The sequence below is a fragment of the Desulfatiglans anilini DSM 4660 genome (assembly GCF_000422285.1).
GTDB classification, from domain to species: Bacteria; Desulfobacterota; DSM-4660; order Desulfatiglandales; family Desulfatiglandaceae; genus Desulfatiglans; species Desulfatiglans anilini.
Window position 1 is genome coordinate 43332 of sequence record NZ_AULM01000018.1, and the last position, 12842, is coordinate 56173.

A 12842-nucleotide genomic window follows, 5' to 3' on the forward strand; every position below is an offset into this window, starting at 1 on the left:
CTCACCCAATCGACGGGCAGCAAGGGTTCGCAGTGCCCGCAGCTCGAATCGCTACTGAAACACATGGCATTCACCACATTCAACAGGGCCGCTGCCCCCGTCCTCATGGCACCCTTGGCACAACATGTGAAACGCATCGGACGACTTCATGGGATCCTCACTCTCAGGCTCGTGGCATTCGCTGCAACGGCCCGGGGAGGTCTCCGGGTCTTCATCCCAGGCATGATGGCAGTCGGTGCAGGCGATCCCGTATTCATCTTCCGAGGCGTGGTTCATGTGGGTGAAGAGAACGCCGCCGGCGCTGTTCTGCAGCATGATCCTCACGAGTTCATCCGGTTTCTGGTGCGCCGATGCGACGTAGGAAACGACACCGACGACCAGCAGTACCGCTGCAAGGCAGTAAGCGATCATTTTCTCAGATTTGGATCCCATACCAGTATCCCTTCATCAAGCGAGTGGTTCCAGGGGTAAAATTCTCCGCCTCTCCCAACAAACGTCCCCATCCGGGAATGGATTTCTTTGCCGGTCTCTGCGTCAATCTGCACGCTTGCTTGTGCGGCGGCTTGCAGATCGCCTCCGCGCAACGGTTCGATTTCCTTGATATTGACAGAAAATGGTCATTTCCGGATCAAAAACGGAGTTCTGCCCGGAAATCATTTTTCTCGTGACGAACACAGGAATCGCTTTCATTGTCGATAACGCACCCCGTGGGCGGCGAAATCCTGCACCGCCATGGAGTGAAAACGATACAAATCCTTTAGACATCCGCGTTCCGCCTGCAGCCATAGTCCGCTGTCCCCGATGCGCCTCTTCCTGACTGCAAAAATCTCCCTCCCCGGCAGATCGGGCGCATCCGCTTCCGCTCTTACCGGCAACAGCACCGGCGCAGGACCGGATCTCCCTGGATTGCGAGACAGGAATAATAAGGGAGGGGGCGCCTCCGCCGCACAGCGAGCGACGGGGTCGCCATCCGGAATGGTTCATCCGACGGCGGGCTGTGAGCCGAACACGGCAAAACCGGTCGACTGACAGCACCCTGTGAAAGGTCAAGATACATAAAGGCACAGCCTTGTGATCGCATTGGGGTTTCATCAGGCTTGTAAATACTTACAAAACCATCGGAAATTTCACAGGGGCATTTCTAGCGGAAATGGTCGCGTTTTGTCAAGCAGTTTTTGGGTTTGGTGGAGGTGCGGAAATCCCGCCGATGCTTGATCGGCGCGAATTTCGCGGGAGCCGGTGCCAGCGTCCCCGGGTGCCGGGGGGCCGTCACCGAATGAGACCAGGGGCCCGGGCGAGAGAGGGAGGGTTTTGTTTCTTGCAAATAGGCAGCGTGTTTGCTAATTTCCAGCCGGAAATTGTGTTTTTGCCCAATCTCGGCGTCAATCTGCGCGCTTGCTTGTGCGGCGTACTATGCGTACGCCTCCGCGCAACCGCTTGATTTTCTGCCTATCGTTGGGAAATCGCCGTTTTTAAGGGAGAAACTCCGCCGTGATGGGGGAACCCTCACATGCTGAAACTTCCCGGTGTTCAACGCCAAAGAAGCATGTTAAAATACGTGAAAAAATGCGATTCGAATTTTACACGATAAGCGGCCTTCACGAAAGGCATCGAGCCCTTGCGCCGGCGAGGTTGCAGGATCGTTTGGCCGTTTGTTCATGAGCGGAAGGTTGGCCGTCATCGAACTCGGGACCCACACCGCCCGTATGCTGGTGGGGGGTTGGGGGGCGGCGCCCGGAGTGCTGCGTGAGACGCTTCGGGACCGCGTGTATGTGCGCCTTGCCGAGGGGATGCGATCGAACGGCGGAAGGCTGAGCGGCGAAGCCCTCGACAGGGCCGTGGCCGCGCTCAGGGGTTTTCGGGACCGGGCCGGCGCCTCAGGCGTCGAGCGGTTTGTCGTGATCGGCACCGGCGTTCTGAGAGAGGCGTCCAACGGGCAGGATTTCCTGCGGCGGCTGGCCGGCGCGACGGGTTTCCGCCTCCGGCTGCTTTCGGGGGAAGAAGAGGCCCGCTTCACGGCGAGCGGGGTGTTATGGGCCCTTGGCATGGGAAAGGGGCCCTTTGTTGTTTTTGACCTCGGCGGCGGCAGCACCGAGTTCATGATCGGCGGGGAGGCGGGTACGGAGGTTTTTTCGGTTCCAATCGGTGCAGCGGTGCTGACCGAGGCGCATTTCGCTGCCGACCCGCCTCTCGAGCACGAGATCGAGATGCTGCGGCGCGCGGTTGACCGGGCTACCGAACCGATTCTCAAGCCCGCCCGCGGCGCCTCCCCGCGGCTTGCCGGAACGGGGGGGACCGCCGTGACCCTGGCTGCGATGCTGCACGGCCTGCCGGTCGAGCGGATCGATGCCTCGACGGTCAACGGACTGCGTGTCGAAAAGCCCGCGCTCACGGCGTTGTTCGAAGAGATGAGGCGTCTGAAGGTCTCCGAGAGGGCGCGCATGACCGGCCTGGACGCCGGACGCGCCCCGGTCATCCTGGCGGGGACGCTTTGCATCATGCAGGTGATGGAGCACCTCGACGCCTCGGTTATGACGGTCAGTCTGTCCGATTTGCTCGAAGGGATTCTGATGGATCAGTTGAAGGGGGAAAAACATGCATCATAAGGACATTGCATTCGGTTACACATTCGATGACCTCATTCTCGTGCCGGCCCAGTCCAAGGTTCTGCCTGCGGAGGTGGATGTCACGACCCGGCTTTCGCGGAATATCGCCCTGAATATCCCGATCGTGAGCGCGGCGATGGATACGGTGACCGAGGCGGACACCGCCATCACGATGGCCAGGCAGGGGGGCCTCGGGTTCATCCACAAGAATATGCCGATCGAGCGGCAGGTCCTGGAGGTCGAACAGGTCAAGAAGTCCGAAAGCGGGATGATCATCGATCCAATCACCATCGAGCCGGAGAGCCGGCTTCACGATGTCGTCGCCATCATGGAAAAGTACCGGATTTCCGGGGTACCGGTCGTCAAGGACGGCAACCTGGTCGGCATCATCACCAACCGTGACCTGCGCTTCGAGACCAACCTCGACCAGGAAGTCCAGGCCGTCATGACGAAAGACAATCTCGCCACGGCCCGGATGGGGATCACGCTGGAGGAATCGAAGGCCATCCTGCATGCCCGCCGCATCGAGAAACTGCTGGTCGTGGACGAGGAGGGGAAGCTCAGAGGCCTGATCACGATCAAAGACATCGAGAAGATCAAGAAGTACCCCAATTCCTGCAAGGATACGCTCGGGCGGCTACGGGTCGGGGCGGCCGTCGGCATCGGGGGCGACATGATGGAGCGGGTGGCTGCACTCATCGGGGCCAATGTGGACGTGCTGGTGGTGGACACCGCGCACGGGCACTCGGCCATGGTGATCGAGGCGGTCGCGATGATCAAGAAGCGCTACGGAGATCTGGAGTTGCTGGCCGGCAATATCGCGACGGCCGACGGCGCGCGGGCCCTGATCGATGCGGGCGCGGACGCGGTCAAGGTCGGAGTCGGGCCGGGTTCGATCTGCACGACCCGGGTCGTTGCCGGGGTCGGCGTTCCACAGATGACGGCCATCATGGATTGCTCCGAGGCCTGCCGCAAGGCCGGTGTGCCGCTCATCGGGGACGGCGGCATCAAGTTTTCCGGGGATTTGACCAAGGCCCTGGCAGGCGGCGCCGATTCGGTCATGATCGGGAGCCTCTTCGCCGGGACGGAGGAGAGCCCCGGCGAGACGATCCTTTATCAGGGCCGGAGCTACAAGGTCTATCGCGGCATGGGATCCCTCGAGGCCATGAAGGAGGGGAGCAAAGACCGCTATTTCCAGGAAAAGGCCGAATCCGACAAGAAGCTGGTCCCGGAAGGGATCGTCGGCCGGGTCCCGTATCGTGGGCCATTGGCCGACACGATCTATCAGCTGGTCGGTGGACTGAGGGCCGGGATGGGCTACCTCGGGTGCCCCGACATCCGGACCCTCCAGGAGCGTGCGGAGTTTGTCCAGATCACCCCGGCGGGCTTGAGAGAGAGCCATGTCCATGATGTCATCATCATCAAAGAGGCGCCCAATTACCGGATCGAGTAGGCGATGGAGGGCCCTGAAACCCGCCGGGGCCCGAACGGGTCAAGACCCTTGCGGAACAGACGGAGACGGATGGATTCATGAGCAGTCAACTTTACAAGCAAAAGATCCTGATCCTGGACTTCGGGTCGCAGTACACCCAGCTCATCGCGCGCCGCGTACGGGAGGCGCAGGTCTACTGCGAAATTCACCCTTTCAACCTGGCGCTTGAAAAGATCGAGGCGTATGCCCCGAAGGGGATCATCCTTTCGGGGGGGCCTGCGAGCATCTATGACGCCGATGCGCCGATGCTGCGGCGTGAGATCCTGGAGATGCGCGTACCGATCCTGGGCATCTGCTATGGGATGCAGTCCATCACCTTCCTGCTCGGGGGCCAGGTGACGCGGGCCGAGGATCGGGAATACGGCCATGCGACGATCGATATCCAGGACGACACGGACTTGTTTCACGGGCTCGGTGAACAGGAAGGCCGGATGATGGTCTGGATGAGCCACGGGGACCGGATCGAGGCCATGCCCGCCGGGTTCACCGCACTGGCCGGGAGCCGCAACAGCCCGGTGGCGGCGATGGCGGACCCCTCCCGGCGCATCTTCGGGGTGCAGTTCCACCCGGAGGTGGTCCACACCCCGGACGGCACCCGGCTCCTCAAGAATTTCCTCTACACGATCTGCGGGTGCGAACCCACCTGGACCATGGCGTCCTTTGCGCGCCGGACCATCCGCAGCCTGCGTGAACGGATCCAAGACGACCGGGTCATCTGCGGACTGTCCGGGGGGGTCGACTCCTCGGTGACGGCCGTCCTGCTCCACAAGGCCATCGGGCCGCAGCTGAGCTGCATCTTCGTGGACAACGGTCTTCTGCGCCTCAACGAGGCCCGGGAGGTGATGGAGCTTTTCGGCGAGCACTACGGGATGGACATCCATCTGGTGGATGCCTCGGACCACTTCCTTGCCTGTCTGGAGGGGGTCACCGACCCCGAGCGGAAGCGCAAGATCATCGGCCGGGAGTTCATCGCCGTCTTCGAGCAGAAGGCCAAGGAGTTGGGCGACGCGCGCTATCTCGCCCAGGGAACCCTGTACCCCGACGTGATCGAGAGCGTCTCCTTCAAAGGGCCTTCGGCGACGATCAAGAGCCATCACAACGTGGGGGGGCTGCCTGAACAGATGAATCTCGAGTTGATCGAGCCCCTGCGCGAACTGTTCAAGGACGAGGGGCGCCAGGTGGGGGTCGAACTCGGCCTCCCCCGGGAGATGGTCATGCGCCAGCCTTTCCCCGGCCCGGGCCTTGCCGTGCGGATCCTCGGCGAGGTGACCCGCGAACGGTTGGAGATTGTGCGCGCGGCCGACGCGATCGTGATCGAAGAGATCCGCAACGCCGGGCTTTATGAAAAGGTGTGGCAGTCCTTCGCCGTGCTGCTGCCCGTCCGGACCGTCGGCGTGATGGGGGATGAGCGCACCTACGAGCATGTGATCGCCGTGCGCGTCGTGGACAGCCTGGATGCCATGACCGCCGACTGGTCGCGGATCCCCTATCAGGTGATGGGCCGCATCTCCAATCGGGTCATCAACAGCGTCAAGGGGGTGAACCGCGTCGTCTACGACATCTCCTCCAAGCCCCCGGCGACCATCGAGTGGGAGTGAACTCGGTTCCGGCCCGCAGGGGCGATAGGACCCCGGGCCGCCTCAGGCGCCGCCTTTGAGGGCGTGCAGAGCGGCCCCGAAGGCCCCCACGGTGCGCGGTTCGGCGGGCACCCGGACGGGGCGGCCCAGTTCCTCCGAAAGCAGGGCGACCACCCCTTGGTTGAGGGCCACGCCCCCGGTCATCGTGACCTGGCCCTGGACGCCGACGACCCTTACCATGCTGACGACGCGGTGCACGATGGAGCGGTGGATGCCGCGGATGATCTCCTCCCTGGGGTGGTTCCGCGCTACGAGCGAGACCACCTCGCTCTCCGCGAAGACGGTGCACACACTGCTGATTGTGGCTTCACCGCGCGCCTCGAGGGAGAGGCGTCCGAGGTCCTCGAGCGGGACCTCCAGCTTGGCGGCCATTACGTCCAGGAAGCGGCCGGTTCCGGCTGCACACTTGTCGTTCATGGTGAAATCGAGGACCCTCCCCTCTGTCCCCACCTGAATCACCTTCGAGTCCTGCCCGCCGATGTCGATCACGGTCCCTGTGTCCGGAAAAAGACGCCACGCCCCCAGGGCATGGCAGGAGATCTCCGTGATGCGTTTGGCGGCAAAGGGGACCGATATCCTCCCGTAGCCCGTCGCCACGGCGGTCTCGATGGCCTCAGCCGGCAGGCCGGCATGGGCGAGGGCGGCTTCGAAGGCTTTTTCGGCCGCCCGGGTGCTGTGGAATCCGGTCTCCAGGATGCTTTCCCCGACGATGCGGGCCTCTGAGTCCAGAATGACGGCCTCTGTGCTGAGGGATCCGACGTCGATGCCGGCGGCATAGTGCATCGTTCTTTCCTTTATTCCTCTTCGAGCGCCTCGAAAAAGGCCTCGAGGCGCGTGCGGGTCTGCTCCTCGGCGTATGCCCGCTCATCGGCGATGTCGGCCTCGATGACCACCGAGGGGATCGATAGGCGTTCGAGGAGGAGGCGTTTGATATCGTACTGGCCGACGGAGTACGGCTTGCAACTCCGGGCCGAGTGGATCACCAGCCCGTCGACCCGGTATTCGCGGATCAGACGCTCCATGAGCTTCAGCCGGTGCTCTAGATGATGATTCAGGATAACACAGCTGTAAGCCTTCGCCAAGGACTCCAGGGGGCGTCCCGGGTCGAGCAGGGGGGTGGTCTCCGCCCAGGCGTTCGTGTAGGTGGCGGTGACGAAGGCCATCCCGTGCGAGGCGAAGAGATTCGCGTGCTCCCGCATCCGGGGCCAGATGGCGATATTGTCCCACATGAGGCGCTTGCGCTCCTCGCGGATGGCGCCAACGCCCCGCTCTGCGCGCTCCTCGAGTTCTTCCAGGAGCAGGCGGTAGTAGCCCCGGGCCGATTCCAGGCCGCGGAGGGACACGATCGGCAGCATGTGGGCGAAGGCGTCGAAGATGGTCATGGGGGCCGGTCGGGCCTTCATCGTGGCGAGCACCCGCCCCCAGAGAAGCGAGGTTTCTTTTGCGAGGTCGATGGTCCGCGAAAAGGCCTCCCGGTCGAAGCGCCGTCCGCTGATGCCCTCGAGCTGCTGGATGATGGCCTCCATCTGCCCCACCATGTATTCGAGGTCCGGCCCGCCCTCCGCGTCCGCGAAGCGATAAGGGGTGTCGAAAAGAATGAGCGGGATGCCGTAACGCGCCGCCAGGATCTTGTACCAGTAAAGCACGGTCTGGCAGATGTTGTTCGAAGCGAAGAGAAGGTCCGGCCGGGGGAGCCGCCCGACGGGGGTGTTTCCGGTGAGCGCGTGCCCGAGGTCGATGCGCGCGTAGGAGCAGAGATCGGGGCTGTAGCCGTGCTCTTCGGCATGGGCGCACATGCGCCCGCCGACCTTCTGGGCGCCGCACAGGGCGCTGTGGTTTTCGGGGTAGAGGGTGTAATAGCCGAAAGGGCGCAGGATCTCGACCGGCGCGCCGCTCGTGACCCAGGCGACGGGCATCGCCCCCCGGGTGTACCGGGAGAGAAAATAATGGCGGCTGATGAGCTCCTTGAGGCGCCGGGTGGCAGCCAAGGGGGGTGCGAACAGGGGGTCGGGCGGGCGCGCAGGCCGTTTCTTCCCCATTTTTGCGAAGCGCATGGCGGCCGGTGCGCCGATGTCCTTCATGAAGCGGTATCGGATGGCAGGCAGAAGGGTCATGGTCTCTCCATTCAGGGAAGCATCTCCAGAAAGGCCTCGAGCCGCGTGGCCGTCTGGCCGGTCAGCCCTTCGTCGAGGGCGCTTTCGATCACGAGCGAGGGAATGCCGAGGCGCTTGAGGCCCGAACGGAGCTCCGGCAGATCGAAGGCCTCCGGTTCGCAGAATTTGACGGTCCAGAAAATGACGCCGCCGGCCGAGGCCGACCGGACCATGGCGGCCAGCCGCTCGAGGCGCGCCTTCAGAGGGGACGAGCCCGTGCTGCAGGGGGGGAGGGCGAAGAAGCGCTCGGCCGCGCGCTCCCAGGGGTCGGCCGAGCGGGGCGCGTGGGCCGGTATGCGGCGGCCGGCATCGAGGAGGTCGTCATCCGCCACCCGGACCCCGAGGTCGTCCAGGGCTTCGAGGGTCTCCGGCGGGTTCGGAAGGATGCCGCTCAGGAGCACCCTTTTGCCGCCCGTGGCCTTCCCTTCGCAGACCGCCCGGAAGCGCTCGATCCGCGGAAGGAAATCGTCCGGATGCAGGTATTCGGCCTGGCGGATGAAGCTGTAGAACGCCGCGTTCGAGCAGACGAGACGGCCGCCTGCCCTGAGGGCGTAGAGCGCCTCGAGCGCCCGGTCCAGCTCGAGCGCCTGCGCCGAACGCGCCGCCCACTGCGCCGGGTCGAGGGGGCCGAAGCGCTCGGCGAGCCGTTCGGCCAGCCCCCTGGTCTGTTGGATGTAATACTTCCAGGACGGGGCCGGGCACGTCGATTTGGGCGTGTAGAAGAAGTAGACCGGAAGATCCGGCTGGAGGTAATGGGCGGTGAGAGATGCCAGGTTCTGGAGCGTATCGCAGAGGTGCGGGAAAAGGACGCCGTCGAGGCCCCGCGCGCGGCTGTCGAGGATCAGTTCGAGCCCGCGCTTTGCGACCGGGCAGATGTAGGACTGCAGATGCGCGTCCGCCCGGCTGGTTTCGATCGGCGGATCCCATATCTCGACGGGCAGGATGTCGAAGGCCCAGAGGAGTTCGCGCGGGTAGTGGCCGGGGAAGACCCCGAAGATCTTTCGGCCGTGCGAGGCCTTCTGCGTTTGGATGTAATCCTTCCGATTCGGCGCTGCGAAGGCCTCGGAAGAGCGAAGGGTGTTTTCGACGGAGACATCCGGCCTGTGCATTTCGGCCGTTCTGTCTGGGGATTCTGGAAAGGTGTTCTTCACGGGCTTCACTCCGTCTCGAAGCCATCGCTCGCGGCGATTGATGAAAGAGCGACCCCTGTCGACGGGGCGCTTACAGGCCCGGAAGCCTGCCCTGTTCCGCCCACGACCGAGGCCGTCCGCTACGGCCTTCTTCCGCTGCGGCCGGGGTCCCCGTTTTCGGGACCCTCGGGGCGTGGCGCCGGATCCGAAGGGAAAAAACCGCGGTTATTCGAAAATACCACTAAAATTATACGGTATTCTTGCAGATGTTTGGGAAAATTCATGCCTGGGCATGCGGCCTCCCGGATGATCATTGCAAATCGGCTCCGGTTGGATATATGCTCCCGGGTGGCCGGAATAACCGTAAGGGAGGGCTCGCACGCTTTGCCGACTTTAAACGACCAGCAGCGCCGCTGGGCGATATTCGCCATCACAGCGGCCAACTTTTTTCTGTCCCAATTCTATCGGGCGACCAATGCGGTCATCGCACCGGATTTGACGGCCGATCTAGGTCTCGACACGGCCGAGCTCGGCTTCCTTTCGGCGGCGTTTTTCTATGCCTTCGCCCTGACGCAGATCCCTATCAGCATCTTCCTCGACCGGGTCGGCGCCCGCAGGATGATGACCGGGCTCTCCATTGCAGGGGTCGTCGGGGCGGTGGTCTTCGCCTCGGCGCATTCCCTTTCGATGGGGGTGTTCGGGCGTCTTCTCCTGGGGATCGGGATGGCCTGCAACCTGATGGGGACGCTCAAGCTCATGACAAGCTGGTTCAGCCCCGTCTACTTCGCCACCCTATCGGGGATCGTTTTCGCTATCGGGACGATCGGCAACATGGCGGCCACGACCCCCCTGGTCCTTCTGGTCGATCTCGTGGGGTGGCGCTGGGCCTTTCTGACGGTGGCTGCGGTGAACCTGGTCCTTGTCGCCGGCCTGTACGCCGTCGTCCGGGACGCCCCGAATGAGGGGAAAGACAGGGCTGAAAAGGGTGCAGCGGGCGGGGGCGGGCATTCCATCGCCCGTCTTGCCGTGCTGCTGAAAAACCGCGACTACTGGATCATATCGATGGGGAGCTTCGTCGGGTACGGCATCTTCGCCTCCTTCCAGACCCTTTGGGCGGGTCCGTATCTGATGGAGGTGATGCGCCTCACGCCGGTGCAGACGGGCAACCTGATTTTTCTCCTGAACGTCGGCATGATCCTGGGCAGCCCGTTCTGGGGGGGAGTTTCGGACCGTCTCGTCCGCACGCGCAAATGGATCATCGTGCTCGGCTTGGTGACCTTTGCGGCGATGACCGGAATCCTCGCCATCCTGCCCGCCGGTATGGCCTTCGTCTGGTTGGCCCTGCTGATCACGACCCTCGGGATGTTCCGGGCCTCGGGTCAGCTCATGTACACCCATATCAAGGAGCGGATGCCGTCCGAGATGGCGGGCATGGCCATGACGGGCATCAACTTTTTCACCATGATCGGCCCGGCGGCGTTTCTGCATGGCCTCGGGGCCTTCATGCAGAGGATCTTTCCCGGGGATTCGCAAGGGCCGGCCGCCTTCAGCGCGGCGCTCCTGCTCTGCAGCGGGTGTCTGACGGCTGTCACCCTGTTGTACTGCTTTTCACGCGACACCCGGGACCTCAGGCGGCCGGTTGGATGACCGTCCGATCAGGCCCTGGAAATACAGTCCGGCCGGCATTCCGGAGGGAGCCCGTCTGCAGGGTGCTCGATTCCCCTTGAGGTGCTATCCCCTATTTGAACAAATGGCAGATGTTTACGAGGAGCGCCTCGCCCCTGAGCGGCTCAGCGTGATCGGTGCTTTTTCCGGCGGATATAAATGGTTTTTTCGACCTCGGCTACACAGTCGCCCTTTTCGTCGAACACCCGGGCCGTAAACGTCTGCAGGACCTTCTCTCCGCCGGCGGCTGCGAGCCGGGTCTGTTCGACGACCGCCTCCGAAAGCGCGAAACGGGCGCGGACGGTCCCGCGGCCCGGTGCGATGAAGCGCACCCGGGCATCGATGTCCCACACCCAGTAGCCCTTGCCGAGGTTCTTGATCAGCATGAGGACAAAGAACGGATCGGTCATGGCAAAGAGGCTCCCCCCGAAGTGGGTCCCCATATAGTTGCGGTTGTACCAGCGCAGCCGCATGCGTACGTCGATCCGGCGCCAGTCCGGACGGATCCTTTCGACGTGTATCCCGGCGCCGAGATAGGGAAACCACAGGTTCAAGAGCCGGCGGAAGATCCGCGGGTTTTCCGCAAGCCGTTCGAAGATGGGGTTCATCCGGCCTCCTCTGCCCGCATCACGGCCGGATCCCGCGTGGCTACGGCGCGCAAGGCGCCGGCGCCGCAGGGAAAGAGCCCTTGCGGATCAGGACCGATTGTGGTTGATTGGGAACGGGGCGCCTCTACCCTGAGGGTTTCCATTTCATCGGGACCTTTAGCAGCCTGTTGAAAAATCCCTTGTGTACAAGCGGCGGAAAAATGGCCGGATGCAGGGCTTGCGGAACGCCTCGGAATGAGGCGCACACACAGGTGCGCCGCCGTGGCGCGGGATGAGCCCAGTGCAGCAGATGGGCGTTTTTCAAAGGTCCGTCAACCCTGGCAGCATACCAGATGCGAATGGCTGTGTCCAATCCGGCCTCGGCCGCGATCTCACGTCCGGTGCTCGATCGGGACGAAGGGGAATCGATATGAGAGATCAGATGACGATCAGAGAAGAATTTCCGGTCACCCGCTCCTATACCTACCTGAACCACGCAGCCGTCTCGCCGATGCCGCGGCGCGTGGCGGCGGAGCTGGCCCGTCTGAACGAAGACAGGGTGCACCACGGGATTGTCATGTTCCCGGAGTGGATGAAGCGGATCGGCGAGGTCCGCGGGCTCCTGGCGCGGCTGATCGGCGCGGAGTATCAGGAAATCGCCTTTGTCGGCAACACATCCGAGGGGCTGAGCGCGGTCGCGGGAGGGATCGACTGGCGGCCGGGCGACGCGGTCCTGGTGTCACGCCCTGACTTCCCGTCCAACATCTACCCCTGGCTCGATCTCGAGAGAAAGGGGGTCCAGGTGATCTTCGTGGAGCGCCGAGAGGGGATCGTGGACCCGGGCGATGTCCGCAGGGCGCTCAGGAAAGGGGCGCGGCTTCTGGCGGTCAGTTCGGTGGATTTTTTGACCGGTGGCGCCTCCGACTTGCAGGCCCTCGGCGGGCTTTGCCGGGAGGAGGGCCTCCTTTTCTGCGTCGATGCGATCCAGAGCCTCGGGGTGCTGCCGATCGATGTGCGGTCATCAGGGATTCATTTCCTCGCGGCGGGGGGGCACAAGTGGCTCCTGGGTCCCCTGGGATGCGGGATGCTCTATGTGGACCGGGAGACGCTCCGCCGGCTCCACCCGACGCAGATCGGCTGGAGGAGCGTCGAGAATGAAGAGGATTTTTTCAACATCCGTTACCAACTCAAGTCCGGCGCCGCCAAACTCGAACCCGGTACGCCGAATGTCTCCGGCATCTACGCACTGGGCGCTGCCGTCGAGCTCCTCCTGGAGGCGGGGATCGACACGGTCCGGCGCCGCATTTTCCAGCTGAACGATCTTCTGGCCGCGGGGCTTTCGGAAAGGGGCCTCGAAACCGTGACGCCGATGTCTCCCGCCGAGCGTTCGGGCATCCTGACCTTCCGCCCGCGCGGGGAGGCGCTGCTCCTCTTCAAGGCCATGCTGAAAGAGCGTGTGCTCGTCTCGGAGCGGGGCGGCCTGATCCGCCTCTCACCCCATTTCTACAACGACGAAGCCGATGCGGCGCGGTTTTTCGAGATCCTCGACAGGCTTTTGTAATGACGGGGATC

General features: G+C 63.4%; 11 protein-coding genes. 5 read left to right on the forward strand and 6 right to left on the reverse strand.

The window, feature by feature from the left end; all coding sequences use genetic code 11:
- Nucleotides 1-51: 51 nt before the first annotated feature.
- Together H567_RS0113085 and H567_RS29335 are read right to left on the reverse strand one after the other, a co-directional pair.
- Complete coding sequence (locus H567_RS0113085) at nucleotides 52-432, reverse strand: cytochrome c3 family protein (RefSeq protein WP_028321743.1); 381 nt, start codon at nucleotides 430-432, stop codon at nucleotides 52-54.
- Between the two features lie 102 nt (nucleotides 433-534).
- A complete protein-coding gene (locus H567_RS29335) occupies nucleotides 535-765 on the reverse strand; it encodes a hypothetical protein (RefSeq protein WP_153306185.1) in 231 nt (76 codons plus the stop codon).
- An 893-nt stretch (nucleotides 766-1658) separates the two neighbouring features.
- On the opposite strand from H567_RS29335, the gene H567_RS0113090 reads away from it, so the two are divergent.
- From H567_RS0113090 to guaA, 3 genes are all read left to right on the forward strand, one after another.
- Nucleotides 1659-2606: a Ppx/GppA phosphatase family protein gene (locus tag H567_RS0113090; protein ID WP_153306186.1), complete on the forward strand. Its 948-nt coding sequence runs from the start codon at nucleotides 1659-1661 to the stop codon at nucleotides 2604-2606.
- A complete protein-coding gene (gene guaB, locus H567_RS0113095) occupies nucleotides 2596-4059 on the forward strand; it encodes an IMP dehydrogenase (protein WP_028321745.1) in 1464 nt (487 codons plus the stop codon). The genes H567_RS0113090 and guaB overlap by 11 nt, the downstream gene beginning before the upstream one ends.
- 77 nt (nucleotides 4060-4136) lie before the next feature.
- Nucleotides 4137-5696, forward strand: a complete 1560-nt coding sequence (gene guaA, locus H567_RS0113100) for a glutamine-hydrolyzing GMP synthase (protein ID WP_028321746.1) — start codon at nucleotides 4137-4139, stop codon at nucleotides 5694-5696.
- A 42-nt stretch (nucleotides 5697-5738) separates the two neighbouring features.
- Here guaA and H567_RS0113105 read toward each other — a convergent pair whose 3' ends face one another.
- From H567_RS0113105 to H567_RS0113115, 3 genes are read right to left on the reverse strand one after another with little or no spacing between them, the layout of a single operon-like run.
- Nucleotides 5739-6518, reverse strand: a complete 780-nt coding sequence (locus tag H567_RS0113105; protein ID WP_028321747.1) for an acyl-CoA dehydratase activase — start codon at nucleotides 6516-6518, stop codon at nucleotides 5739-5741.
- An 11-nt stretch (nucleotides 6519-6529) separates the two neighbouring features.
- A complete protein-coding gene (locus H567_RS0113110) occupies nucleotides 6530-7849 on the reverse strand; it encodes a 2-hydroxyacyl-CoA dehydratase subunit D (RefSeq protein WP_051184827.1) in 1320 nt (439 codons plus the stop codon).
- An 11-nt stretch (nucleotides 7850-7860) separates the two neighbouring features.
- The gene (locus H567_RS0113115) at nucleotides 7861-8997 is read right to left on the reverse strand and encodes a 2-hydroxyacyl-CoA dehydratase subunit D (protein WP_035254393.1); all 1137 of its coding nucleotides are present in this window, start codon (nucleotides 8995-8997) and stop codon (nucleotides 7861-7863) included.
- 405 nt (nucleotides 8998-9402) lie between these two features.
- On the opposite strand from H567_RS0113115, the gene H567_RS0113120 reads away from it, so the two are divergent.
- A complete protein-coding gene (locus H567_RS0113120; RefSeq protein WP_028321750.1) occupies nucleotides 9403-10665 on the forward strand; it encodes an MFS transporter in 1263 nt (420 codons plus the stop codon).
- A gap of 143 nt (nucleotides 10666-10808) precedes the next feature.
- Here H567_RS0113120 and H567_RS0113125 read toward each other — a convergent pair whose 3' ends face one another.
- Complete coding sequence (locus H567_RS0113125; RefSeq protein WP_035254395.1) at nucleotides 10809-11291, reverse strand: DUF4442 domain-containing protein; 483 nt, start codon at nucleotides 11289-11291, stop codon at nucleotides 10809-10811.
- Nucleotides 11292-11712: 421 nt separating this feature from the next.
- Here H567_RS0113125 and H567_RS0113130 point away from each other — a divergent pair, with 421 nt between their 5' ends.
- Nucleotides 11713-12831: an aminotransferase class V-fold PLP-dependent enzyme gene (locus H567_RS0113130; RefSeq protein ID WP_208598379.1), complete on the forward strand. Its 1119-nt coding sequence runs from the start codon at nucleotides 11713-11715 to the stop codon at nucleotides 12829-12831.
- Nucleotides 12832-12842 lie beyond the last annotated feature (11 nt).